General features: G+C 62.1%; 22 protein-coding genes. 8 read left to right on the forward strand and 14 right to left on the reverse strand.

Annotated features, from left to right (window positions below; translation table 11 throughout):
* Positions 1-148: 148 nt before the first annotated feature.
* The gene (locus tag AC6JA3_RS12935) at positions 149-910 is read left to right on the forward strand and encodes a DUF4191 domain-containing protein (protein ID WP_026542536.1); all 762 of its coding nucleotides are present in this window, start codon (positions 149-151) and stop codon (positions 908-910) included.
* Positions 911-1,004: 94 nt separating this feature from the next.
* Here AC6JA3_RS12935 and AC6JA3_RS12940 read toward each other — a convergent pair whose 3' ends face one another.
* Positions 1,005-1,442: an RDD family protein gene (locus AC6JA3_RS12940; protein ID WP_026542535.1), complete on the reverse strand. Its 438-nt coding sequence runs from the start codon at positions 1,440-1,442 to the stop codon at positions 1,005-1,007.
* Between the two features lie 324 nt (positions 1,443-1,766).
* Between AC6JA3_RS12940 and glnA (AC6JA3_RS12945) the strand changes: the two genes are divergently transcribed.
* Positions 1,767-3,191 (forward strand): type I glutamate--ammonia ligase, encoded by a 1,425-nt coding sequence (gene glnA, locus AC6JA3_RS12945; RefSeq protein WP_024820496.1) that lies wholly within the window; start codon positions 1,767-1,769, stop codon positions 3,189-3,191.
* Between the two features lie 75 nt (positions 3,192-3,266).
* Here glnA (AC6JA3_RS12945) and AC6JA3_RS12950 read toward each other — a convergent pair whose 3' ends face one another.
* The 3 genes from AC6JA3_RS12950 to AC6JA3_RS12960 form a co-directional block, all read right to left on the reverse strand.
* A complete protein-coding gene (locus tag AC6JA3_RS12950; protein WP_026542534.1) occupies positions 3,267-3,617 on the reverse strand; it encodes a hypothetical protein in 351 nt (116 codons plus the stop codon).
* Positions 3,618-4,228: 611 nt separating this feature from the next.
* Positions 4,229-4,444, reverse strand: coding sequence for a hypothetical protein (locus AC6JA3_RS12955; protein ID WP_026542533.1), 216 nt, complete (start codon positions 4,442-4,444; stop codon positions 4,229-4,231).
* Positions 4,445-4,498: 54 nt separating this feature from the next.
* Complete coding sequence (locus tag AC6JA3_RS12960) at positions 4,499-5,068, reverse strand: GNAT family N-acetyltransferase (protein WP_497920635.1); 570 nt, start codon at positions 5,066-5,068, stop codon at positions 4,499-4,501.
* Positions 5,069-5,127: 59 nt separating this feature from the next.
* On the opposite strand from AC6JA3_RS12960, the gene AC6JA3_RS12965 reads away from it, so the two are divergent.
* Complete coding sequence (locus AC6JA3_RS12965; RefSeq protein ID WP_026542531.1) at positions 5,128-6,615, forward strand: arylsulfatase; 1,488 nt, start codon at positions 5,128-5,130, stop codon at positions 6,613-6,615.
* On the opposite strand, the gene AC6JA3_RS12970 is transcribed toward AC6JA3_RS12965, so the two are convergent.
* Both AC6JA3_RS12970 and glnA (AC6JA3_RS12975) read right to left on the reverse strand, forming a co-directional pair.
* Positions 6,612-9,623, reverse strand: coding sequence for a bifunctional [glutamine synthetase] adenylyltransferase/[glutamine synthetase]-adenylyl-L-tyrosine phosphorylase (locus AC6JA3_RS12970; protein ID WP_026542530.1), 3,012 nt, complete (start codon positions 9,621-9,623; stop codon positions 6,612-6,614). The genes AC6JA3_RS12965 and AC6JA3_RS12970 overlap by 4 nt on opposite strands.
* Positions 9,624-9,632: 9 nt before the next feature.
* Positions 9,633-10,973, reverse strand: coding sequence for a type I glutamate--ammonia ligase (glnA, locus tag AC6JA3_RS12975; protein WP_026542529.1), 1,341 nt, complete (start codon positions 10,971-10,973; stop codon positions 9,633-9,635).
* A gap of 190 nt (positions 10,974-11,163) precedes the next feature.
* Here glnA (AC6JA3_RS12975) and panB point away from each other — a divergent pair, with 190 nt between their 5' ends.
* Entirely contained in the window at positions 11,164-12,069 is a 906-nt protein-coding gene (gene panB, locus AC6JA3_RS12980; RefSeq protein WP_026542528.1) for a 3-methyl-2-oxobutanoate hydroxymethyltransferase, read from the forward strand.
* Between the two features lie 28 nt (positions 12,070-12,097).
* Here the strand turns inward: panB and AC6JA3_RS12985 are convergent, their stop codons facing one another.
* Positions 12,098-12,262: an SPOR domain-containing protein gene (locus tag AC6JA3_RS12985; protein ID WP_139183528.1), complete on the reverse strand. Its 165-nt coding sequence runs from the start codon at positions 12,260-12,262 to the stop codon at positions 12,098-12,100.
* A 108-nt stretch (positions 12,263-12,370) separates the two neighbouring features.
* On the opposite strand from AC6JA3_RS12985, the gene map reads away from it, so the two are divergent.
* From map to AC6JA3_RS13000, 3 genes are all read left to right on the forward strand, one after another.
* Entirely contained in the window at positions 12,371-13,249 is an 879-nt protein-coding gene (map, locus tag AC6JA3_RS12990) for a type I methionyl aminopeptidase (RefSeq protein ID WP_026542527.1), read from the forward strand.
* A 71-nt stretch (positions 13,250-13,320) separates the two neighbouring features.
* Positions 13,321-14,124, forward strand: a complete 804-nt coding sequence (ppgK, locus tag AC6JA3_RS12995; protein WP_026542526.1) for a polyphosphate--glucose phosphotransferase — start codon at positions 13,321-13,323, stop codon at positions 14,122-14,124.
* 7 nt (positions 14,125-14,131) lie between these two features.
* Positions 14,132-14,899, forward strand: coding sequence for an SDR family oxidoreductase (locus AC6JA3_RS13000; protein WP_347783505.1), 768 nt, complete (start codon positions 14,132-14,134; stop codon positions 14,897-14,899).
* A gap of 52 nt (positions 14,900-14,951) precedes the next feature.
* On the opposite strand, the gene nrdR is transcribed toward AC6JA3_RS13000, so the two are convergent.
* From nrdR to AC6JA3_RS13015, 3 genes are all read right to left on the reverse strand, one after another.
* A complete protein-coding gene (gene nrdR, locus AC6JA3_RS13005) occupies positions 14,952-15,458 on the reverse strand; it encodes a transcriptional regulator NrdR (protein WP_347783506.1) in 507 nt (168 codons plus the stop codon).
* A 173-nt stretch (positions 15,459-15,631) separates the two neighbouring features.
* Entirely contained in the window at positions 15,632-16,996 is a 1,365-nt protein-coding gene (gene hisD, locus AC6JA3_RS13010; RefSeq protein WP_026548592.1) for a histidinol dehydrogenase, read from the reverse strand.
* A gap of 4 nt (positions 16,997-17,000) precedes the next feature.
* Complete coding sequence (locus tag AC6JA3_RS13015; RefSeq protein WP_026542522.1) at positions 17,001-17,534, reverse strand: hypothetical protein; 534 nt, start codon at positions 17,532-17,534, stop codon at positions 17,001-17,003.
* A gap of 110 nt (positions 17,535-17,644) precedes the next feature.
* On the opposite strand from AC6JA3_RS13015, the gene AC6JA3_RS13020 reads away from it, so the two are divergent.
* The gene (locus tag AC6JA3_RS13020) at positions 17,645-18,145 is read left to right on the forward strand and encodes a flavin reductase family protein (RefSeq protein ID WP_026542521.1); all 501 of its coding nucleotides are present in this window, start codon (positions 17,645-17,647) and stop codon (positions 18,143-18,145) included.
* Between the two features lie 31 nt (positions 18,146-18,176).
* On the opposite strand, the gene dnaE is transcribed toward AC6JA3_RS13020, so the two are convergent.
* The 4 genes from dnaE to AC6JA3_RS13040 all read right to left on the reverse strand — a co-directional run bounded on the left by dnaE (position 18,177) and on the right by AC6JA3_RS13040 (position 24,116).
* Positions 18,177-21,734, reverse strand: a complete 3,558-nt coding sequence (gene dnaE, locus AC6JA3_RS13025; RefSeq protein WP_347783507.1) for a DNA polymerase III subunit alpha — start codon at positions 21,732-21,734, stop codon at positions 18,177-18,179.
* Between the two features lie 57 nt (positions 21,735-21,791).
* A complete protein-coding gene (locus tag AC6JA3_RS13030; RefSeq protein WP_091554067.1) occupies positions 21,792-22,718 on the reverse strand; it encodes an RluA family pseudouridine synthase in 927 nt (308 codons plus the stop codon).
* Complete coding sequence (gene lspA, locus AC6JA3_RS13035) at positions 22,711-23,316, reverse strand: signal peptidase II (protein WP_026548590.1); 606 nt, start codon at positions 23,314-23,316, stop codon at positions 22,711-22,713. Before lspA ends, AC6JA3_RS13030 begins: the two co-directional genes overlap by 8 nt.
* Before the next feature lie 101 nt (positions 23,317-23,417).
* Positions 23,418-24,116, reverse strand: a complete 699-nt coding sequence (locus AC6JA3_RS13040; protein WP_026542517.1) for a DivIVA domain-containing protein — start codon at positions 24,114-24,116, stop codon at positions 23,418-23,420.
* Positions 24,117-24,195: the final 79 nt, after the last annotated feature.

The following is a 24,195-nucleotide window of genomic DNA, read 5'->3' on the forward strand; positions in this document are numbered from 1 at the left end:
AGTCACTCCGGCGCTTGGGAGTCACTTAAACGAAGTGACATGGCGGGCTGGATCATGACGAAGAAATCAAAAATGAATCGATGGCGCTCCGGCGCAGTTCCCCAAGGCGTCCGGTGTCCGGGCATGGATCACGTAGAATTAAGGCACTATGGCGAACTCCCCTGATTCCAGCAAATCGACCCCCTCGGCCGACGCCCCCAAGCGTGGGCTGTTCCAGCGCAAGCCCAAGGAAGCCAAGGCAAAGAAGCCCAGCCAACTGAAGCAGATCGCTGAAGTCTTCAAAATGACCCGGCGGAATGATCCCCAGGTTGTATGGATCATGGTGCTGGCATTCCTTGCTGTGGTGGCGGTCGCATTCCTGGTCGGCTTCCTCCTGGAGAACTGGGTCACCGGCCTGATCATTGGTATTCCACTGGGTCTTTTGGCGGCGGTCTTCATCCTTTCCCGAAGGGCCGAGAAAGCCGCCTTCGCGCAGATCGAGAACCAGCCCGGCGCCTCCGGCGCCGCCCTGGGAACCCTTCGCCGCGGTTGGGTCACCCAGGACCAGCCCGTAGCTGTCAATCCCCGCACACAGGACGCCGTCTTCATGGCGATAGGCCGCCCCGGTGTAGTACTTGTCAGCGAGGGCCCCACCCACCGCGTCAAGCCCCTCGTGGATGCAGAGCGCAAGCGCCTCGCCCGCATCCTCCCGAACGTCACCATCCACGTTCTGGAATCCGGGCGCGGCGAAGGCCAGGTGCCGCTGAACAAGCTGGCGAAGACCATGGGCAAGCTCAAGAACGAGCTCACCAAAATTGAGGTCAATGCCGTGAGCAAGCGCATCAACTCGCTGGGAAACCGCCTGCCGATTCCCAAGGGCATCGACCCCTACAAGGCCCGCCCTGACCGCAAGGCCGCACGCGGACGCTGACATTCTTCCTGGCAACAAAAATACTGCTTAACAAAAAACCGCCGCTCCCGATCCGGGCGCAGCGGTTTTTTTGGCTTTGTTCCGGGAGGAAACCCTACATCCGGATAAGGATCGTGTTCATGGCTTTGTCGTGGAGGCCACGCTGGTCGGGATCAAAGACAACTGCCGGTATGACCAGGCACAAAAGGATTGTCCGGACCAGCGCGGCCACGGGACCTGCCGGGCCACCTCCCAGGCGCACCACATGGATACCAACGATCCGGTGCCCGATGCTGTAGCCCAGGGTGCCAATCAAGAGAATCTGCTCAGCAGCAAAAACTGCCAGCGTTGCCCATTGGTTTCCCCCAAAGGCAAAATTGCTGATGACCAACGCGATGGTCCAATCCACCATGATCGCCAGGATGCGGCGACCGGCGCGGGCGGTGGAGCCGGGGCCCGATTCGGGCAGCCCAAGCCTCTCGCCGGGGTATTTTGAGATTCCTGAAGTGTCCGGACCACTGAGCCAGGAGCCTATGTCTTTTCGATCAACCACCCCCCAAGCCTAACTGCTGGCATGCATGCTGTCCGACTCACAGCGGCTTCGGCAAGGGACCGGCGGCGGTGTTCAGGCGGCTGCAGTGTTCGCCCACCGGACCCGCTTGGACCAGAGACGGTGAAGCCGACTACCGTTTACACAACAGATGATTCTGTAACCTGCCGGAAACAATACTGACACCCCCGGGAAATCCCATCTCCCTATGGTGGTATGAGTTGCCAGCCACCACCGCAAGGGGATGTTTTGTGTCTCCGGAGCTTTGGCATGGGCTGCACCACGCGGCCTTCCGGGCCTGTTACTTGATATGCATAAGGAGCATAGATGTTCAAGACTGCGGACGAAGTCCTCAAGTTCATCAAAGACGAAGACGTCAAATTCGTCGATATCCGCTTCACCGACCTTCCTGGTGTCCAGCAGCACTTCAATGTGCCGGCCAAGAGCGTCGACCTCGATTTCTTCGTCCACGGCCAGCTCTTCGACGGATCTTCCATCCGCGGCTTCCAGGGCATCGCCGAATCCGACATGCAGCTCATCCCGGATGTGACCTCGGCTTTCATCGACACCTTCCGCATCGAGAAGACACTCGCGCTGAACTTCTCCATCGTGAACCCCCGCACCGGTGATCCTTACCACCGCGATCCCCGTGGCGTAGCTGAGAAGGCTGAAGCGTACCTGGCATCCACCGGCATCGCCGATACCGCGTTCTTCGCTCCCGAAGCCGAGTTCTTCGTCTTCGACAACATCCAGTACGAGTCCTCCCCGCAGGGCAGCTTCTACAAGATCGACTCTGAAGAAGCCCACTGGAACACTGGCCGCAAGGAAGAGGGCGGCAACCTCGGTTACAAGACCCCGGTCAAGGGCGGTTACTTCCCGGTCTCCCCCACTGACAAGCAGGCCGACCTCCGCGATGCCATGTGCATCGAGCTGGACAAGGCAGGCCTCGAAGTTGAGCGCTCCCACCACGAGGTTGGATCCGCCGGCCAGGCTGAGATCAACTACAAGTTCACCACGCTGACCGCGGCTGCTGATGATCTGCAGAAGTTCAAGTACATCATCAAGAACACAGCAGATGCTTGGGGCAAGTCCGTTACCTTCATGCCGAAGCCTGTCTTCGGTGACAACGGCTCGGGCATGCACTGCCACCAGTCGCTGTGGAGCAACGGCGATCCCCTGTTCTATGACGAAAAGGGCTACGCAGGCCTCTCGGACATGGCCCGCTGGTACATCGGCGGCCTGCTGAAGCACTCCTCCGCGGTCCTGGCATTCACCAACCCGACGGTCAACTCCTACCGCCGCTTGGTCAAGGGCTTCGAAGCCCCCGTAAACATGGTTTACTCGCAGGGCAACCGCTCCGCAGGCATCCGCATCCCCATCACGGGCACCAACCCGAAGGCCAAGCGCATCGAGTTCCGCGCTCCGGACCCCTCCTCCAACCCGTACCTGGCGTTCGCCGCGCAGCTGATGGCCGGCATTGACGGTATCCGCAACCGCATCGAGCCGCCGGCTCCGATCGACAAGGACCTCTACGAGCTCCCCGCCGAGGAAGCCAAGGACATCCCCAAGGCTCCGGGCTCCCTGGAAGAAGCCCTCGAGGCCCTTCGCGAGGACAACGAGTTCCTCCAGGCCGGCGGCGTCTTCACCCAGGACCTCATCGATACTTGGATCGACTACAAGTACGAGAACGAGATCCGCCCGCTGTCTCTGCGCCCGAACCCCTACGAGTTCGAGCTCTACTACGGCGTCTAAGCTCCACCACACGCATTAACAAAGGCGATCCCCGGCCCATACGGACCGGGGATCGTTTCTTGGTGCGGTCGCAGACTACTCAGTCTTATCCTGATCGCGTTCGCGGATATTCCTGGCGATTTCGTCCAGTTTCTCCTTCACGAACCCGGCCGCTTCCGAAAGACCCTTCTCAGCGCTGCCGAGCGGATCAAGCTGAAGGTAGACCTTGTGATCTATGGTGAGGTCGTATTCGTCCTTGAGGTGGGTGCCGCCACCCACTCCTGCGAGCGATAAGTAGACCAGCGCTTCAGTTCGCGCAATGCCCGCGATGGTTCCGAAGACCACAGTGAAGTCATTGGGCTGAAAGCTCACGGACTGACCCACGTGGCGCCGGTCCAACTCCCCGGCTGTTATGGTCTTCTCTGTCGAACTTCCGTTGTATTCCATGGACTTTTCCTCTGCCTCGAGAACAGTGACAGAAGAAGTCTATAAGGATACTTAGCGTCTGCGCAGCTTGATGCACAGCGGCGACACTACCCGACGCATGAGCGCCTGCACAGGGAAGCGATCAGTGCTGGGTTCTGGGCGATTGTCCGGATTCTTCCGGTGCCGCACAGTCGGCGCAGAACACCGTGTCGGTTTCTTCGCCGCAGCACTGGCAGCGATGGAGCAGGGCCGCTGGTTCAACCACATACGTTGTCATACCCACCATGCTGCCTTTGCAGGAACAGCAGGGTCACGAGTAGCGTGTACTCGTTTTTTCCTTGCCGGGCGCGGAGACTACTTGGTTTGCCGGAAGCGGCAGTCCCTCGCGCCCTGGATTTCCCGCTCCCGCGGAGGCCTCACACACTCCGTCGTCAGAGAAGGTGGCGAAGCAGCGCCGGCAGGCAAAGGTACCCGCCCGCCCGTAACGCGATGACCAGTGCGGCCCCGCCTGCGCGCAGCGGAAACAGCACGTGGTGGAGAAAGCTGCACCGTCCGGATCCACCATGCTTGTCACGGGAGCATCCTAAAGGACAGCGGGCAGTGCGGACCAGCCCCTTCGCTCCGGACCCGCTCTATTGTTTTCCGTACTTCTTATGCACAGCCTGCTTGCTCACGCCAAGGCAAAGGGCTATCGCCTCCCACGACAACCCGGATTGCCTGGCCGCGCGAACCAGGGACGCCTCGCGCCGACCCACTTCCTTCTGAAGTTCCGCCACGGCATACAGTGCCTCAGCCGGGCCCATTCCATCCATCGATCCCACCAGTGTTTTCATCCGGTCCACCTCCATATCGTCAACGTTAGTTGACGAACTGCGTAGCGTCAACCGTAGTTGACAACCGAATCACGTAAAAGCCCGGTACATGATGCGCTGCGGGCCGGAACTGCCTCCCTCATACCTGCCGACATCACCGAAGCCCGCCTTGGAGTAAGCAGCCTGGCCAGCCGGATTGCGCTCGTTAACGGAAAGCACGACGCCGGCCTGGCCGCCTTCCAGCCGTCCCGTCAGCTTTCGAGCTTCCTCCACAGCCGCGCGCGCGGCCCGTGTTCCCAAACCTCGCCCTTGGCTTCCCGAGTCAATCAGGAAGCCCCTGAGAAGCCACACAGAATCGTCGTCGGACCAACCTGCCAACCGGGCGGCACCGGATTGGAGGGTCAGCACGCCAACAGCGATGCCCCCGGACTCGATGACATACGGCATGCGGGACTCTTCCTCCAGGGCTATCAGCATCATCCGGAGAGGGTCACCGACGAATGCCCGCTGCGGCTCCTCGACGGCCAGTCCAGCGACGGAACCGAGTTGGATGGCCCGTGCGTCATTGTCCAGGAGTTTGAGCGGGATCAGCCAAACGTCACCGACATCGATGTGATCACTCACGCTCGAAAACGGATCTCCTGAGTCATATTCGAGCATTTTGCGGGGTCTTCCTACTAGGGTTGTCACATCAGTTCCCTACGTCGAAGGAACCTTCCATGGGCCGGCCGAACGTCATTCTGATCTGTGTGGATGAGTGGAGGGGCGACTGCCTGTCCTCTGACGGTCATCCCTACGTCGAAACACCCCATCTCGACGAACTCGCCCGTAGCGGCGTGCGGTTCTCCAAAGGCTACTCTGCTACACCTTCCTGTGTTCCTGCCCGGGCGGCCCTGTTTACCGGCCAGTCCCAGGAACGGCACGGCCGGGTGGGGTACAACGACGGCGTACCCTTCCATGCAGTCCACCCGGTGACCGTACAGGACGAGTTCAGAAAGGGCGGCTACCACACACAGGCGATCGGCAAGATGCATGTATGGCCGGAACGCTCCAGGCTCGGCTTCGATGACGTGATCCTCCATGACGGCTACCTTCACCACGCACGGCGGGAACATCGGCAGCACTTCGCCATGTTTGACGACTACGTGCCGTGGCTTAGAAAGCAGCCAGGAGCCGGTCCGGACGCCGAGTATTTCGATCACGGCGTAAACTGCAACTCGATCGTCGCCCGGCCGTGGGATAAAGCCGAAAACCTGCACCCCACGCATTGGATCGGAACGCAGGCCATCGAGTGGATGCACCGCCGTGACCCGGTTAAGCCCTTCTTCCTCTACCTCTCCTTCCACCGTCCGCACCCACCGTACGATCCGCCGTCGTGGGCGTTTGAGCAGTACCTCGGCATACCCAACTACGAACCAGTGCTGGGCAACTGGGAACACCACTGGGACGAGCACCGGAAGGACGGCGACTACCAAGCGAGCTATGGCCGCATGCCGGACCACGTGGTCCACCGGGCCAGGGCAGGCTACTACGGGCTGATGGCGCAGATCGACCTGCAGATCAACCGGATCAGGGAGTCGTTGGCGGACTTCGGGCTGGATGGCAATACGGTGATCGCCTTCACCAGTGACCACGGTGAAATGATGGGCGACCACCGGATGTTCCGCAAAGCAGTCCCCTACGAGGGGTCTGCACGGATTCCCTTCATCATCGCCAACGCCCCGGCAGCAAGGGACGCTGCACGCGGAGCCGTGGTGGACCACGTGGTGGAACTGCGCGACATCATGCCCACGCTGCTGGACCTGGCCGGGCTGCCCATCCCGGACTCGGTGGACGGCAAGTCCCTTGCCCCGCTGGTGCGGGGGCAGGATACCGGGGCCGTCCGGCAGGTCCTGCACGGTGAACACGTCTACTGGGGGCAGAACCTGCATTGGCTGACCGATGGCCATCACAAGTACATCTGGGGTTCCGGGAAGGGCACAGAAGAACTGTTCAACCTCGACGCCGATCCCCAGGAACGATTCAACCTCGCCGAAGACCCCGCACACCACCACCAACTGCGACTATGGCGCGGACGGATGGTGGAAACACTCCAGGACCGGGAGGAGGGTTACGTAGCCGACGGCGCGCTGGTTCCCGGCGTGCCGGTGGTCGCCATGCTTCGGCATGCCCGTGAAAAGGCCCAGGCCGCACTTCCCATGGGCTAATTGCCGTAGAACACCTTCTCGAACACACCCCTGGCCCGCCGGCTGAGCCGCAGGTAGTCCTCTTCGAACTGGCCCGCATGTCCGGGAGCGTACCCACACCAGCGCGCTGCAGCTTCGAGGTCTTTCCGGGATGAAGGCAGGAGGTCCGAAGCCCGTCCGGTGACGATCACATTCGCTGAACGGATCCGGCTGGCAAACCTCCACGCGTCCCGCAGAAGTGTGGCGTCATCGTGACTGATGAAGTCCAGCTTTTCCGCCGCTTCGAGGGCTTCAAGGGTGGAAGTGGTGCGGAGTTCCACATGCTTGCCTGCGTGTTGCAGTTGAAGCAACTGGACCAGCCACTCGACGTCGCTGAGGCCACCGCGTCCAAGTTTGACGTGACGCGCAGGATCAGCGCCACGTGGCAGCCGTTCTGATTCAACGCGTGCCTTGACCCGACGGACTTCCCGCACATCCTGTTCCGCCAGTTCCCGGGGGTAGCGGATCGGATCGATGAGCTTGAGGAAATCGGCAGCCAGCTCGTCGGAACCAGCCATGGGGCGCGCCCGCAGCAGTGCCTGGGCCTCCCAGATCAGCGACCAGCGGCGGTAGTACTCCGCATACGACTCCAGCGAGCGGACCATTGCGCCGTTCTTCCCCTCTGGCCGCAGGTCCGCGTCCACCATGAGGACCCTTTCGGCCATGATCGCCGGCTTGAGTGGCTGGGTGAGGAAGCTGGAGACTTTGGCGACGATCGCCGTCGCCTGCTCCTGGGCCTCTGCGTCGGAAAACCCGGGCCGGGCACGATGCACGTAGATGACGTCCGCATCCGAGCCGTAGCCGATCTCGCGTCCGCCCTGACGCCCCATGGCTACCACCAGGACATCCGTTTTGAGTGGTCCATCGGAGGCAATCACGGCTTCCGCCACGTGCAATGCCCCTAGAACGGCGGCACGATCCGTCTCGGCCAAAGCAAGTCCCACGGCATCCTGGTCCAGCAATCCGGAGCTGTCGGCAATCGCTGTCCGCAGGATTTCGCGGCGCCGGATCAAGCGGATGAGCCTCATGGCACTTTCGGGATCCGGGTGCCGGGACAGCTTGGACTGGATTTCCTGCCATTGGGCTTCGAAGCTGATGGGCACCAGCTCTTTGTCGCTGCCCAGCCAGGCCACGGATTCCGGGGAAACTTCCAACAGATCCGAGATCAACCGGGAATTGGCCAACACCTGGCACAGGCGTTCTGCCGCGGCTTGGGAATCCCTCAACAGGCCCAGGTACCAGTGAGTGGTTCCCAAAGCCTCACTGACCCTGCGGAAAGCAAGCAGGCCTGCGTCAGGGTCCACGCCTTCAGCGAGCCAGCCCAACAGGATCGGCAGAAGCTGCCGCTGCAAAGCAGCCCGCCGGCTGACCCCCGCTGTCAGCGCTTCAATGTGCCGCATGGCTCCCTGCGGATCCGAGTAGCCAAGAGCCGCAAGCCGGCCCTGGGCTGCCTCGGGACTGAGCTTGGCGTCTTCGCTGCTGAGCTTGGCCGCAGTATTGAGCAAGGGGCGGTAGAAAATCCGCTCGTGAAGCTCCCGCACGGATTTTTTGGTTTTCTGCCAGGTGGCCATCAGCTGGTCAGGGTGGGGCCGCTCCATGGAGAAGGGTCCCAGGACAGCTTTGGCAAGGAACCGCTGGGCGTCCTCCGTGACAGGCATAAGGTGGGTACGGCGCAGCTGGAAAAGCTGGATCCGGTGCTCCAGCAGGCGGAGGTAGCGGTAGGCGTTGTCGAAAGCGGCTGCATCCGTGCGGCCAATGTAGCCTCCAGCGGACAGTGCGGCTATGGCCGAAGTGGTGTCCTTGCACCGGAGCGACTCGTCGGATTTACCATGGACCAGCTGCAGCAGTTGGACAGTGAACTCCACATCGCGGAGGCCGCCCCGCCCCAGCTTGATCTGGCGTTGCTCTTCGGCTGCCGGGATGTAGTCGGTTACCCTTCGCCGCATCGCCTGGACCGATTCGACGAACCCCTCCCGGCCCGCCGAGGCCCACACCAAGGGTTCAACTGCCTTCTCATAGCGCTGGCCCAGTTCCCGGTCACCTGCGATGGTCCTCGCCTTGAGCAGCGCCTGGAACTCCCAGCTTTCGGCCCAGCGTGCGTAGTAGCTCAGGTGCGAGGGCAGGGTACGGACGAGTGGCCCGGACTTTCCCTCCGGGCGAAGGTTGGCATCGACTTCCCACAGCCCGGGCTCTGGTGCCGACGAGGAGATTGCCCGGGATATTCCCGATGCCAGTGCCGTGCCGATGGTCGATGCCCGGGCGTCTTCCAGCTCACCGGCCTCAATAACGTAAATGACATCGACGTCGGAAATGTAGTTCAGTTCACGGGCGCCGCATTTACCCATGCCCATGACGGCAAGGCCGACGTCGGCGATCTCGGCGGCAGCATACTGTCCAGCCGCTTCGGCCCGCGAGACAGCCAGGGCGGCCTCAATGGCGGCACCGGCGAGGTCGGCCAGTTCGGCTCCGACAGAGGGCATGAAGTCCTGGGGTGAGGCAGCACAGAGATCCTTGATGGCCAGCTCAGTCAGCCCCCGGCGATAAGCACTCCTCAGGGCCGCATAGGCTGGCATCCCGGTCATCCCCGCCACTGGGCGCAGGGCTCCAGGTTCGGCTTTCACGGATCGGAGCAGCATTGCCCGGAGTTCCTCGCTGGAGGCCTGGAGAGGCTCCGGGCTGACGCGGACATCAAAGACGTCCAAGTGCTCGGGCCGGCGCATGAGGAACTCCCCCAGTGCCTCTGAAGCGCCGAGCAGGCGGTACATGGGCTCGCTGGTGTCCTGGTCCGCCGCAGCCAGTTTCTTCAGCCCGGGGTTTTTCTCGAGAAGCCGGACCAATGACTGGAGGGCGGTGTCCGGGCTCGCCGACATGGAGAGCCCGGCAAAGAGCGATTCCTGGTCAATCCCCTCAAGTTCGGGGGCTGCAAGGAACCGTTCGGCTTTTTCGAGATCACTGAAACCGGCTGAAATGAGCCGACGTGCGAGGCTCACTGGCCCTGCCTACAGAATGCCGAGGTTGCGCTGCAACTCGTATGGCGTGACCTGGAGGCGGTAATCCTGCCATTCCGCGCGCTTGTTGCGCAGGAAGTGCTCGAAGACCTGTTCGCCCAGGATCTCCGCAACAAGTTCAGATTCCTCCATGGCACGGATGGCGTCGTGGAGGCTGGCGGGCAACGGCGCATGGCCCATGGCCCTGCGCTCCGCGGTGGTCAGCGACCACACGTCGTCTTCGGCCGCAGCGGGAAGTTCGTAGCCTTCCTCGATGCCCTTCAGGCCGGCGCCCAGCAGAACGGCGTACGCCAGGTAGGGGTTGGTGGCGGAGTCAATCCCGCGGTACTCGATGCGCGCCGATTGGCCCTTGCCGGGCTTGTACAACGGAACGCGAACAAGTGCCGAACGGTTGTTGTGTCCCCAGCTGAGGTAGCTTGGCGCCTCGCCGCCACCCCAGAGCCGCTTGTAGGAGTTCACGAACTGATTGGTGACGGCGGTGAACTCGGGGGCATGCTTCAGGATTCCCGCGATGAACTGGCGTGCCGTCTTGGAGAGCTGGAACTCGGCGCCCGCTTCGAAGAACGCGTTGGTATCGCCCTCGAACAGGGAGAAGTGGGTGTGCATTCCCGAGCCGGGGTGGTCGGTGAACGGCTTGGGCATGAAGGTGGCGTAGGTTCCCTGCTGGAGGGCCACTTCCTTGATGACCGTACGGAACGTCATGATGTTGTCAGCGGTCTGCAGCGCATCCGCGTAACGGAGGTCGATCTCGTTCTGGCCGGGACCACCTTCATGGTGGCTGAATTCCACGGAAATACCGACCGATTCGAGCATGGTGACCGCGGTGCGGCGGAAGTCCTGGGCAACGCCGCCCGGAACGTGGTCGAAGTAGCCTCCCTCGTCCACCGGGACCGGGGAGCCGTCCGGCCCTAGGTCCTTGGACTTGAGGAGGTAGAACTCAATCTCCGGGTGGGTATAGCAGGTGAACCCCATGTCCGCAGCCTTGGCCAGGGTCCGTTTCAGGACGTTGCGGGGATCAGCGGCCGACGGCTCGCCATCGGGGGTCAGGACGTCACAGAACATGCGCGAGGTCTGCTCTGTTTCACCACGCCACGGCAGGATCTGGAAGGTCGACGGGTCAGGTTGGGCCAGCATGTCCGATTCAAAGACGCGGGCGAGGCCCTCAATTGCCGAACCGTCAAAACCAAGGCCTTCTTCAAAGGCGCCTTCGACCTCGGCGGGCGCAAGCGCCACCGACTTAAGGGAACCTACGACGTCGGTGAACCACAAGCGTACGAAGCGCACGTCACGCTCTTCGATCGTCCGCAGAACGAACTCTTGCTGGCGGTCCATAGGGCCTCTTTTCCGATTCAGTGTCCATGCCGCTTGTTCCAAGACTTTGAAGCCACGACAACTCAGCCTTCACTCTACTAACAGTTCGCTGCTATTGCCGCAGCAGTACCTTCGCGTAACACAGCGTTTACATTCCGTGACGCCGGGCACACTGGTGGCAGGCACCGTCGGCACGGCTTAGGCTCTATCCATGGCCCCGAGCAACCTCCCTGAGTCCACCACGCCCGCTGAAGTTCCCGCACCTTACGGGACCGGCCCTTCAGCGCCCTCAACGTCACCCTCCGCGGCGGCCTCAAAGCCTGCCGGCCGGGTCAGGATCCACCATCTCCAGCAGGCCAAGGACAACGGTGCCCGGTTCGCCATGCTGACCGCCTACGAGCAGTACACGGCGGAAATCTTCGACCAGGCAGGAATCGAAGTCCTCCTCGTGGGTGATTCAGCGTCGAACAACGTCTACGGCAACGAAACCAGCCTTCCGGTCACCGTGGACGAGCTGCTGCCGCTGACGCGCGCCGTAAGCCGGGCCGCAAAGCGCGCGCTGATCGTGGCCGATCTTCCCTTTGGCAGCTATGAAGTCTCCCCGGGACAGGCAGTTGCCACCGGCGTCCGCTTCCTGAAGGAAGGCTTGGCGCACGCCGTCAAAATTGAGGGAACCGCCTACTACGCGGACACTGTCAAGGCCATGGTCCAAGCCGGAATCCCTGTCATGGCCCATATCGGCTTCACGCCGCAAAGCGAACACGCCCTCGGCGGATACCGGGTCCAAGGCCGGGGAGAAGACGCACAACGCCTCATCGACGATGCTGTTGCCTTGCAGGATGCGGGGGCTTTCAGCGTGCTCATGGAAATGGTGCCGGCGGAAACCGCAGCCGCCGTGGATGCAGCGTTGCGCGTACCCACCGTGGGAATCGGCGCCGGCAACACCACCACCGGACAGGTGCTTGTGTGGCAGGACATGGCCGGTTTGCGCGGAGGCAAAATGGCAAAGTTCGTCAAGCAGTACGCTGACCTCCGCACTTCTTTGGCCGACGCCGCTGCCGCCTACGGGGAGGACGTCAGGTCCGGGCAGTTCCCCGGACCTGAGCATTCCTTCTAGTCCCCGTACAGGTCAGCACGGGTCCCGGTCAGTCCTCGTCCTGGGCGTCCCAGGCGTCATTGCGGGCTTTGACCTTTTCCAAGGCGTGCTCGGCTTCTTCCCTGGTTTTATAGGGTCCAATCAGCTGGGACCAATCGGACATGGCGTCCTCTTCGATCTGATGCGTCTTGACGTTGTACCAGTACTCCGTCACGTCTCCTCCTCGATCCTGGGTGGGCCGGACGCGTAACTTTGGCGGAGTCGCAGGAACCCAACCATGCTTTGTTACTTACGTCTCTTGTGTGCCTTATATGATCAATCTATGCCTTCTCTTGCTTCGACTGCACCCATCGGCGCCCTCACACCGGGAACCATCAGCCCCGAACGGCCTGTCCCGGCTTCCATTCCGCGGCCCGAGTACGTCGGCAAGAAGGCACCTGCCAGGTTCACGGGCTCCGAGGTGAAGTCGCCGGAGACCATTGAGAAGATCCGGATTGCGGGGCGGATCGCAGCGCAGGCCATCGTGGAGGTCGGCAAGCACATCCAACCCGGTGTCACCACCGACCACCTGGACAAGGTCGGGCATGAGTTCCTCCTCGACCACAAGGCTTACCCGTCAACACTCGGTTACCGCGGTTTTCCCAAATCCCTCTGCTCTTCCCTCAACGAGGTCATTTGCCACGGGATCCCGGACTCCACAGTCATACAGGATGGCGACATCCTGAACATTGACATCACAGCTTTCATCAACGGCGTCCATGGGGACACCAATTACACTTTCCTGGTTGGCGACGTGGATGAGGAATCCCGTCTGCTGGTTGAGCGTACGCAGGAGTCGCTCAACCGGGCCATCAAGGCCGTGGCCCCGGGCCGCGAAATCAACGTAATCGGCCGTGCCATCCAGTCCTACGCCAAACGCTTCGGCTATGGCGTGGTTCGGGACTTCACGGGCCACGGCGTGGGTGAGGCCTTCCATACGGGCCTCATCATCCCGCATTACGACGCAGCCCCGGCGTACAACACCGTGATCGAGGCAGGCATGGTCTTCACCATCGAACCCATGCTGACCCTCGGCACCATCGAATGGGATATGTGGGCGGACGACTGGACGGTCGTCACCAAGGACCACAAGCGCACGGCCCAGTTCGAACACACCCTGCTGGTCACAGAGACCGGCGCGGAAATCCTTACCCTTCCCTGAACCCTTCGGAAGGTCCAGCAGCCCGGGCGGCTGCGCCATGCCCATCCCCTCCTGCCATGATCGGAATTGCATTGTCCAAGAAGGATGAGAAGACCCACAAGAACGCACCGCTGATCGGTATCGACATCGGCGGCACCGGCATCAAAGGCGGCATTGTCGACCTCAAGAAGGGCAAGCTGATTGGTGACCGTTTCCGGGTCCCCACTCCCCAGCCTGCCACTCCCGAGGCCGTAGCCGAGGTTGTCGCCCAGATCGTGGAGGAACTCTCCAGCCGTCCCGAAGCCCCTGCCGCCGACTCTCCAGTGGGCGTGACCTTCCCCGGCATCATCCAGCATGGCGTGGTTAATTCAGCTGCCAACGTGGACAAAACGTGGCTCGGCACTGATATTGACGGGACGTTCACCAAGCGCCTTGGGCGGCCCGTTGAGGTCATCAACGACGCCGACGCGGCCGGCCTGGCTGAAGCCCGCTACGGGGCCGGCGAGGGCATTGACGGAACCGTCCTGGTCATCACTCTGGGAACCGGCATCGGGTCGGCTTTCATCTTCAACGGACAACTGGTCCCCAACGCCGAACTTGGCCACCTTGAGGTAGACGGACACGACGCCGAAACCAAGGCCTCCGCTGTCGCCCGCGAACGCGACGGCCTGAGCTGGGACGAGTACGGCGTCCTGCTCAACCGCTACCTCCAGCATGTTGAGTTCCTGTTCTCTCCCGAACTCTTCATTGTCGGTGGCGGCATTTCCAAGCGGTCCGACGAGTACTTCCCGCACCTTGACCTGCGCACCAAGATCGTCACCGCAAAGTTGAAGAACGACGCCGGTATTGTCGGAGCGGCGCTTGAGGTCGCCTTGCACCACAAGCTCGCCAAGTAGGCCCCGGATGGTAGGGGGCCCGGTTCCGAAACCCGGGACGGCAGTTGTTACGGGAGCAAGCAGGGGCATCGGTGCAGCCGTAGCCCACGCTGCGGCGCGGGCCGGATACGCAGTAGTTGTCAACTACTCCGAAGACAGGACCGGCGCTGAAACCGTTGCCAATGACATCATCGGCCTGGGTGGCCAGGCACTGGCCGTCCAGGCGGACGTCAGCCGGCCTGCCGACGTCGTGCGCTTGTTTGACCAGGCCGCAGGCTTGGGTCAAGTGACTGCGGTCATCAACAACGCGGCCATTACCGGCAACCTGATCGGCGCCTTGGTGGAGGTACCGGCAGAAACCGTTCAACGGGTGGTGGACGTCAACGTGTCAGGAATGATCCACATGTGCCAGGAAGCGGTGCGGCGACTCTCCACGGACCACGGCGGCAGCGGCGGGTCAATCGTCAATATTTCCTCTACTGCCACCAAAGCCGGCTCCCCCGGAACCTGGGTCCACTACGCTGCCACCAAGGGCGCCGTGGATGTCCTCACCGTTGGTTTGGCGGCCGAGGTGGCCCAGCAGGGCATTCGGGTCAATGCCGTGGCTCCCGGGAGCACCAACACCGGATTGCATGCCGCCGCCGGCATGCCGGACCGGGTGGAAAGACTGAACCCCACCATCCCCATGGGGCGCGGGGCCGAGCCCGAAGAGGTGGCGGCGGCCGTTCTGTGGCTGATGTCCGCCGAAGCCGGCTACATCACCGGCGCAGTGCTCCCCGTCTCAGGAGGACGCTGACCACCAGTGTGCCGGTGGCGGGTGCGGCTTCCCCTCCGCACCGCCACCGGAGCTAGAGTTGGCTCTTTTCCGAGCCCGTGGTTGCTTCCTTGGCGCCGGCTTTGGCGTGTTCTGCATGTTCGTGCCGAAGCAGCGAGATGGCGGATTCGAAATCTTCCAAGGACTCAAACGCCTGGTAGACACTGGCGAAGCGCAGGTAGGCCACTTCATCCAGCTTCCGAAGCGGGCCGAGAATGGCAAGGCCAACCTCGTGCGCGTCAATTTCGGCCGCCCCGGACGAACGTATGTTCTCTTCGACTTCCTGCGCCAGCATGGCGAGGTCGTCCTCGGTGACGGGACGTCCCTGGCATGCCTTGCGGACACCACTGATGACCTTGATCCGGCTGAACGGCTCGCCGACCCCGGAGCGTTTAATGACGGACAGGCTGGTGGTCTCCACAGTGGTGAAGCGGCGTCCGCACTCGGGGCATTGACGGCGTCGACGGATGGAAGAGCCGTCGTCGGCCATGCGGCTGTCAACGACGCGGGAGTCGGGATTCCGGCAGAACGGACAATACACGCTGGGCCTCCCCTGACAGTTCCGGCATGGAATATCGCCCTGCGGGTCGCGGGAACGCAAAAGGTGCCGGAAGTTTCACTTCCGGCACCAGTTTACGGTCGTTCACACCCTAATGACAAGCGTGTAACTACTATATGTAGTGGTAGGCACCCGTATATGTAGTGGTTGAGCGCTTAGGCGAAGCGGATACGTACGGCGTCCCCGTGGCCGGGAAGGTCCTCAGCACGGGACAAACTGACGATGTGTCCGCTGACCTGCTCCAATGCCGTGCGGTCGTAGTTGATGACCTGCACGGCGCGGAGGAAAGTAATGACATTCAGGCCCGAAGAGAAAGCCGCCGTCCCGCTGGTTGGCAGGACGTGGTTGGATCCTGCGCAGTAGTCTCCGAGGCTTACCGGGCTGTAGTCCCCCACAAAGATGGCGCCGGCATTGCGGATCCGCGACGCAACAGCCGCAGCATCCGCCGTCATGATTTCCAGGTGTTCAGCGGCATAGGCGTTGCACACGGCGATCCCCTGGTCGAGATCATCAACCAGCACCACCCCTGACTGGGGTCCCGACAACGCTTCGAGAACGCGCGTACTGTGCTTGGTGACTGCGGCCTGTGCCGTCAATTCACGCACGACGGCGTCGGCCAGCTCTGCTGAGTCCGTCACCAGGACTGAAGCTGCCTTGGGATCGTGTTCTGCCTGGCTGATGAGGTCGGCCGCGACGAGGGGGGCCTGCGCGCTGGAATCCGCCAGGATGGCAATCTCGGTAGTTCCGGCCTCCGAATCGATGCCCACCACTCCCTTGACGAGCCTCTTGGCTGTGGCAACAAAGATGTTTCCCGGGCCGGTTACAACATCCACGGGTTCGATGGGCAGCTCATCAGCGGAACCCGGAATGCCGTAGGCGAAGGAAACGATCGCCTGTGCTCCACCGATGGCGTAAACCTCGTCAATTCCCAGCAGCTGCGCAGCGGCCAGGATGGTGGGGTGGGGCAGGCCGCCAAAGTCCTTCTGCGGAGGAGAAGCCAACGCGATGGATTCGACGCCTGCCGCTACTGCGGGCACCACGTTCATGATCACGGAGGAAGCCAAGGGAGCCAGGCCCCCGGGCACATAGAGCCCGACGCGGCCCACCGGAATCCAATTCTGGCTGACCACGGCACCATCGGCCAAGGCAACATCGACATTGGCCGGGCGCTGCTGCTCTGCAAACTGCCGGGCACGGCTGATGGACTCTTCCAGTGCCGCCCGGACTGCAGGGTCCAGCTCGGCCAATGCCTGGGCCAGCGCTTCAGCCGGAACACGCGGGTGCGACTGTTCTACGCCGTCGAATTTCTGCGCCAGTTCCGTGAGGGCAGCAAAGCCGCGGCTGCGGACGGCTGCAATGATGTCCTGGACCTTCTGCTCGGCGTCGGCCATGGTCTGATGACGGGCCCTGGGAACGGCGGCACGCAGTTCAGCCAAAGAGAGGCGGCGGCCCCGGAGATCGATGCTTCGGAAATCGAGGGAAGCGGCGGGGCGGGCGGAGGTATCCGAAGAAGTGGTCACCCGGTTATTTTACGGGCTTCTTGGAAAGAACCCCGAACAGCGCCAGGACGAACGTGATGAATGCCGTAGCTGCCGGCCACAACAGCAGCACAGCGTAGGAACGGAGGGTGAACCCATATCCGGGACCAAGTGCGGGATCCGGAGCCGGACCAAACAGCTGGGCGCACAGCAACCCAACGAGCCACGCCACAATTCCACCCAGGGCTCCGCCGAGGAGAGCAAGCGTCAATCTGCGGCCCACGCTGGGACCCTGCAGCTTCCCGTCCAGCATGAGGCCCGTGAAGCAGCCGGCCAGGAGCACGAGTCCTGCCAGAACCAGATCCCGGGGAAGCCATGACGCGGGATTGTTCGCATCGGCAAGCGCAGGATTGCCGGAGACCAGGTTCAGCCCACCGGGAGCAAGAATCCACCAGAGCGCCCCCAGAAGGATTCCGCCGCCGGCCGGAACAACGATCCACAGGGCGTCCTTCGGGACGCGCCGGGGCGGGGCCGGCGCCGGTTCGGCAGCAGCAGGGACGTGCACGGTTGGCTCGGTCATACCCCTCACATTAACAAAGGTTCATGCAGGCTCAACAAAATGAGGTGCCGGCAGGACCGGAGGAATACGCTGAGGGGAGACGCAGCCCCCAGTCCAGGAGACACATCCGCGTGACAAGCGAACCATCCGGCTTTGACCAGACTTTCCGGGAGATGTTCCGCCGGCACGCCGCCGGGGTTGCCATCATCACGGCCAACCTGAACGGCAAACCCTTCGGCTTCACCGCAACCTCGGTGGCGTCGCTGTCCGCCGAGCCGCCCAGGTTCACCTTCAACATGGCCAGGAGCTCCAGTTCGTGGCCTGCCGTGGCCAACGCCGAATACATCGGCGTGCACATGCTGGGACTTGAGAACCAGGCCCTCGCCAACCGTTTCGCCCGCACGCGTGACCGGTTCGAGGGCGACCACTGGGAACCCGGACCCCACGAGGTACCCATCCTCAAGGATGTCAGCGGCTGGCTGGTGGGCAAGATCCAGATGCGGCTTTCCTTCGAGAACAACGCAGTAGTGGTGGTTGAGGTCGTCGACGGCCAAGTGGGCGGCGACGGCACTCCCCTGCTCTACCACAGCGGGGGCTACAGCAGGCCGGAGCCCCTCGACTACGAGATCTGACCGGACGAAGCGTCACCGGCTTCCAAGGCTCCTAGTTATCCAGGCAGGCCGGACCCAGGAGGACCTTCAGGTCACCAAAGAGGGATGGGCTGGGGTTGACCCGCATGTGGACCGGCAGGCCCATGACCTCCACCTTGGTATCACCCATCAGCTTCAAACGGACCTCCGAGTTGCCTCGATGCGTACGGAGGACGTCCCGCAGGTCAGTCACTACGGCCTCTGTAGCCTTGAAAGTCGGAATGGTGATCACTACCGGACCGTTGACGCTTTCACTCAAGTCCGGCACTGAGAGCTCCATGCAGTTGAGGGTGACCGCGCCATCGTCCCGGCGCTGCAACCGTCCCTTGACCACAACAATCAAGTCCTCTGCCAGGACCGAGGCAATGGGCCCGTACACCTGGCCAAAGAACATGACCTCCATGGAGGCACCAAGGTCCTCGATTTCGGCGCGGGCATACGCGTTACCGCTGGCCTTGGCGATCCTGCGGCTCAATGAGGTGATCATGCCCGCAATGGTGACGATCGCGCCGTCGTGCGGTCCGTCCTCGGCGATGATTGAAGTAATCGACTGTTCCGCATGCTGGCTGAGGACCCCCTCCAGGCCCTGCAGCGGATGGTCTGAAACGTAGAGTCCCAACATGTCCCGCTCGAAGGACAGTTTGTCCTTCTTCTCCCATTCCGGGAGATCGGGGATCTCCGTAGTGAGGGAAGCCTCCGGCTCCTGGTCCGCAAAGCCTGCGAAGAGGTCGAACTGGCCAATTGCCTCATTGCGTTTGAGGGTGATCACTGAATCAATGGCTTCTTCGTGGATCATGGCCAAGGCACGCCTATGATGCCCCAGGGAATCGAAGGCACCGGCCTTGATCAGCGATTCAATGGTCCGCTTGTTGCACACCACGGCCGGAACCTTCAGCAGGAAGTCCTTGAACGAGGTGTAGTTGCCTTCCGTGGTGCGGGTCGAGACCATCGCATCCACCACGTTGACGCCGACGTTTCGAATGGCCCCCATGCCGAAACGGATGTCTGTTCCCACCGGGGTGAAGTTCAACGAGGATTCGTTGACGTCCGGTGGGAGGACCGTAATACCCATGCGCCGGCATTCATTGAGGTAAATGGCCGATTTGTCCTTGTCATCGCCCACCGAGGTCAGCAGTGCGGCCATGTATTCAGGCGCGTAGTGCGCCTTCAAATAGGCAGTCCAGTACGAGATCACGCCATAGGCAGCCGAGTGGGCCTTGTTGAAGGCGTAATCGGAGAACGGAAGCAGGATGTCCCACAGCGTCTTGACGGCGGCCATCGAGTAGCCGTTGTCCTGCATGCCTTGGGAGAAGCCGGCAAACTGTTTGTCCAGCTCGGATTTCTTCTTCTTGCCCATGGCACGGCGGAGGATGTCGGCTTGGCCCAGCGAGTAGCCGGCCAGCTTCTGGGCTACGGCCATGACCTGCTCCTGATACACGATCAGGCCAAACGTACCGCCGAGGATTTCCTTGAGGGGCTCTTCCAGTTCCGGGTGGATGGGAATGACCTCTTGGATGCCATTCTTCCTCAGGGCGTAATCAGTATGGGCGTTGGCGCCCATAGGGCCCGGACGGTACAGCGCCAGGACTGCGGAAATGTCTTCGAAGTTGTCAGGCTTCATCAGCTTGAGCAGGGACCGCATGGGGCCACCATCAAGCTGGAACACACCCAGGGTGTCACCGCGGGCAAGAAGTTCGTAGGATGCGGCGTCGTCGAGTTCCAGGTTTTCCAGGTCGAGGTCGACGCCACGGTTCATCTTGATGTTTTCCAGGGCGTCGGAAATGATCGTCAGGTTTCGCAGGCCCAGGAAGTCCATCTTGATCAGGCCCAGGCCCTCGGACGTCGGGTAATCGAACTGGGTGATGACCTGGCCGTCCTGGAAACGGCGCATGATGGGAATGACGTCAATAATGGGGTCCGAGGACATGATGACGCCGGCCGCGTGGACACCCCACTGGCGTTTCAGTCCCTCGATGCCCAAAGCGGTCTCGAAGACCTTGGCGGCCTCGGGATCGGTGGCAATGAGCTGGCGGAAGTCCCCTGCTTCGCTGTAACGCTTGGACTCCGGATTCTGGATGTCTGCCAGCGGAATGTCCTTGGCCATGACGGCAGGCGGAAGTGCCTTGGTCAGGGTCTCGCCCATGCTGAAGGGGTAGCCCAGCACACGGGAGGAGTCCTTCAGCGCCTGCTTGGTCTTGATGGTGCCGTAGGTGACGATCATCGCCACACGCTCGTCGCCGTACTTCTTGGTGACGTAGTCAATCACTTCGGAGCGGCGCCGATCATCGAAGTCGACGTCGAAGTCAGGCATGGAGACGCGGTCCGGGTTGAGGAAGCGCTCAAAGATCAGGCCATGCTGCAACGGATCGAGGTCAGTAATACGCATGGCGTAGGCCACCATGGAGCCTGCACCTGAACCACGGCCCGGACCCACACGGATGCCGTTGTTCTTGGCCCAGTTGATGAAGTCGGCAACCACCAGGAAGTAGCCGGGGAAGCCCATGGACGTGATGACGCCAAGCTCGTAGTCAGCCTGCTTGCGGACCTTGTCCGGAATGCCTTGGGGGTACCGGTACTTGAGGCCGGTGTCCACTTCCTTGACCAGCCATGACGTCTCGTCCTCCCCTGGTGGGCAGGGGAAGCGCGGCATGTAGTTGGCACCGGTGTTGAACGAGACTTCGCAGCGCTCGGCGATGAGCAAGGTGTTGTCGCAGGCTTCGGGGTGGTCGCGGAACAGTTCCCGCATTTCCTGCGGCGATTTCAGGTAGTACCCGCTGCCGGAGAAGGCAAAGCGGGAGCCTCCGTTGTCGTACGTGGGCTCCAGGAGGGTAGAGCCGGACTGGATCGCCAGCAGGGCCTCGTGGGCTTTGGCATCGTGCTCATGGGTGTAGTGGAGGTCGTTGGTGGCCACGAGCGGGAGGTTCAGTTCCTTGGCCAGGCGCAGGAGATCGCCGGTGACACGCCGCTCGATGTCCAGCCCGTGGTCCATCAGTTCACAGAAGTAGTTCTCTGCCCCGAAGATGTCACGGAACTCGGCGGCGGCTTCAACAGCCTCACGGTAGAGGCCAAGCCGCAGCTTGGTCTGCACTTCGCCGGACGGGCAGCCGGTGGTGGCAATCAAACCTTCGGAATAGGTATTGAGCAGCTCCCGGTCCAGCCTGGGCCACTTGCCAAATACGGAATCGAGCGAAGCAATGGACGAGGCCCGGAACAGGTTCCTCATGCCCACGTTGTTGTAGCTCAGGAGTGTCATGTGGGTATAGGAGCCACCACCGGAGACATCGTCCTTGCGCTGGCTCTCATCGCCCCAGCGAACGCGCTCTTTGTCGCCGCGGGCGGTGCCGGGAGTTACGTACGCTTCCACGCCGATGATCGGCTTGATGCCCTTGTCCGTGGCCTTGCGCCAGAAGTCGAAAGCGCCGAACAGGTACCCGTGGTCCGTCGTCGCCAGGGCCGGCATCCCCAGACGTTCAGTTTCGTCGAACAGCTCCCCCAAGCGGGCCGCCCCATCCAGCATGGAGTATTCGGTATGGGTGTGCAGGTGGACGAACGAATCATTGCTGGAAGTCACCACGACAGTCTACCGTCCCGGGTCCAACAGGAAGCGGACCCGGGCAGTGAAATCCGTCTATGCGGAACCGGTTGCGAGCAGATCCAGGGCGTACTGGAGGTCCGCCGGATATTCGCTGCTCACTTCCACCCATTCACCTGTGGCGGGGTGGGTGAATCCGAGTTGACGGGCGTGCAGCCACTGCCGGGTCAATCCGAGAGTCGCCGCAAGACGGGGATCGGCGCCGTAGGTGAGATCTCCGGCACAGGGGTGCCGCAAGGCCGAGAAATGGACGCGGATCTGGTGTGTCCGGCCGGTCTCCAGGTGTACCTCCACCAGGGTTGCCTTGCCGAAGGCTTCAAGGACCTCATAGTGGGTCACGGATGGACGGCCGTCCTCGATCACGGCAAACCGCCAGTCATGTCCGGGGTGGCGCCCGATCGGGGCATCAATGGTGCCTTCCAGGGGGTCCGGCAGCCCCTGCACCACGGCATGGTAAACCTTCTCCACGGTGCGCTCCTTGAAGGCACGCTTCAGCACCGTATAAGCATGTTCAGTCTTGGCCACCACCATGACGCCGGACGTGCCGACGTCGAGCCTGTGTACGATCCCTGCGCGCTCCGGCGCACCCGAGGTCGAGATCCTGTAGCCGGCACCAGCCAGGCCGCCCACAACGGTGGGCCCCACCCATCCGGGTGAAGGATGGGCGGCAACTCCCACCGGCTTGTCGATGACAACGAATTCCTCGTCGTCCAAAAGGATCTTCAGGCCTTCCACAACTTCCTCCACCACTTCCAAGGGGTCCCGCCGGTCCGGGACGGTGACATCGAGCACGGACCCGGCGGCCAGCTTTGCCGACTTGCCCAGTGGCACCCCGGCGAGAGTCACGTTGCCTTCGGCGATCAGCAGTGCTGCTGCGGAACGGGAAATATCCAGCAACTTCGCCAGGCCTGCGTCCGCCCGCACCCCCGCGAGGTCATCGGGCACTTCCACGGAGCTACTCACCGGCAGGCTCCCCCTGGCTACCGCTGGCTGGCTTGGCATGGTCCGAACCCTTGGGAGCCGCTGTCTGCCGCGTCCCATCCATGCCAATGCCGCGAAGGGTCAGGAGGCAGATAATCACGACGCCGGACACCACGGCTGAGTCTGCGATGTTGAAAATGGCGAAGTTGGGAAGCTGGATGAAGTCCACCACGTGTCCCATGGCAAAAGAAGGCTCCCGGAACAGGCGATCGGTGAGGTTGCCCAGCGCTCCCCCCAGGAGCAAACCCAGCGAGAGCGCCCACCATGCCGAACCCAGCCGGCGCAGCTGGAAGAGGATTGCCACCGAGACGGCCGCCATGACAATCGTGAAAATCCAGGTGACGTTCTCGCCGATGGAGAACGCGGCCCCGGAGTTCCTGATGTAGTACCAATGCAGCAGTGGAGGCAGGACCGGAATCCGCTCCCCTTCCGTCATGGTGCTGGTCACCCAAAGCTTGGTGAGCTGGTCAAAGGCATAAGCAAACACGGCGAAGCCGGCAAACAGCCAGAGCATGGCCGGGCGCCACTTGCGGCGGGCGGTGGTCGCCGGCTGCGGGGCGTCTTCGGTGAAGTCGGTCATAGTGCTTTCATTCGGGGAGAAGCGTGGCGGGCTGCTGTCGGTCTTTAACAGCGAAAGCCGGTGGCCGAGGAATCCTCAGCCACCGGCTTTCAGAATACTTGCTAAACGTCAGCGGTTGCTTCGCCAACCTCAGGGGCAGCGACGGAACCACGGGCATCAAGGTCGCGGAGCTGGCCTTCGATGTAAGCCTTCAGGCGTGAACGGTAGTCGCGCTCGAAGCCACGGAGCTGCTCAACCTTGCGCTCCAGCACGGAGCGCTGCTGCTCCAAAGCACCAAGGATCTTGCGGGACTTCTCCTGGGCATCGTTGACGAGGCTTGAAGCCTCGATCTGAGCCTCGGCAATGATCTTTTCCTTCTGCTGCGCACCGTCGGAGACGTGCTTGTCGTGCATCTGCTGTGCCATGGCGAGCAGGCCTGCAGCAGACTCAGCGGAGGGAGTGAGGCTGTTGTTGGCAGCGGGAGCCTTCGCAGCGGCGGCAGCGGCTGCAGCCTGCTCGGCTTCCTTCTTCTTGGCAGCTTCGGCAGCCTTGGCTTCGGCTTCTGCCTTGGCTTCAGCTTCCTTGTCGACCTTGACGGGGGCCGGAACCTTCTCAACCACCGGAGCCGCAGCAGTCGCAGCAGGCACTGCCGAACCGGCTTCGCCGAGCTTCTTGCGAAGCTCGTCATTTTCCTGGTTCAAGCGGCGAAGTTCCACCACGATCTCGTCGAGGAAGTCATCTACCTCGTCCTGGTCGTAGCCTTCGCGGAACTTGGTCGGCTGAAAGCGCTTGTTGACAACGTCTTCTGGCGTCAAAGCCATCTGGTCACCTCGTTGGTCTAGTTAGTCAGTAGGCCTTCCGGCCGTTCAAAACTACGGTACCTAAATATCATCTTGTTCC

This window comes from Arthrobacter sp. TmtSoilC79 (assembly GCF_059739405.1).

Coding starts and splice junctions, on each gene's coding strand:
- lspA (WP_026548590.1), bottom strand. CDS start 23,316: ATGACCGACTTCACCGAAGACGCCCCGCAGCCGGCGACCACCGCCCGC.
- glnA (WP_026542529.1), bottom strand. CDS start 10,973: ATGGACCGCCAGCAAGAGTTCGTTCTGCGGACGATCGAAGAGCGTGAC.
- AC6JA3_RS13000 (WP_347783505.1), top strand. CDS start 14,132: ATGGTAGGGGGCCCGGTTCCGAAACCCGGGACGGCAGTTGTTACGGGA.
- AC6JA3_RS12965 (WP_026542531.1), top strand. CDS start 5,128: ATGGGCCGGCCGAACGTCATTCTGATCTGTGTGGATGAGTGGAGGGGC.
- AC6JA3_RS13015 (WP_026542522.1), bottom strand. CDS start 17,534: ATGACCGAGCCAACCGTGCACGTCCCTGCTGCTGCCGAACCGGCGCCG.
- AC6JA3_RS12955 (WP_026542533.1), bottom strand. CDS start 4,444: ATGGAGGTGGACCGGATGAAAACACTGGTGGGATCGATGGATGGAATG.
- AC6JA3_RS12950 (WP_026542534.1), bottom strand. CDS start 3,617: ATGGAATACAACGGAAGTTCGACAGAGAAGACCATAACAGCCGGGGAG.
- AC6JA3_RS12960 (WP_497920635.1), bottom strand. CDS start 5,068: ATGCTCGAATATGACTCAGGAGATCCGTTTTCGAGCGTGAGTGATCAC.
- AC6JA3_RS13040 (WP_026542517.1), bottom strand. CDS start 24,116: ATGGCTTTGACGCCAGAAGACGTTGTCAACAAGCGCTTTCAGCCGACC.
- panB (WP_026542528.1), top strand. CDS start 11,164: ATGGCCCCGAGCAACCTCCCTGAGTCCACCACGCCCGCTGAAGTTCCC.
- glnA (WP_024820496.1), top strand. CDS start 1,767: ATGTTCAAGACTGCGGACGAAGTCCTCAAGTTCATCAAAGACGAAGAC.
- AC6JA3_RS12935 (WP_026542536.1), top strand. CDS start 149: ATGGCGAACTCCCCTGATTCCAGCAAATCGACCCCCTCGGCCGACGCC.
- map (WP_026542527.1), top strand. CDS start 12,371: ATGCCTTCTCTTGCTTCGACTGCACCCATCGGCGCCCTCACACCGGGA.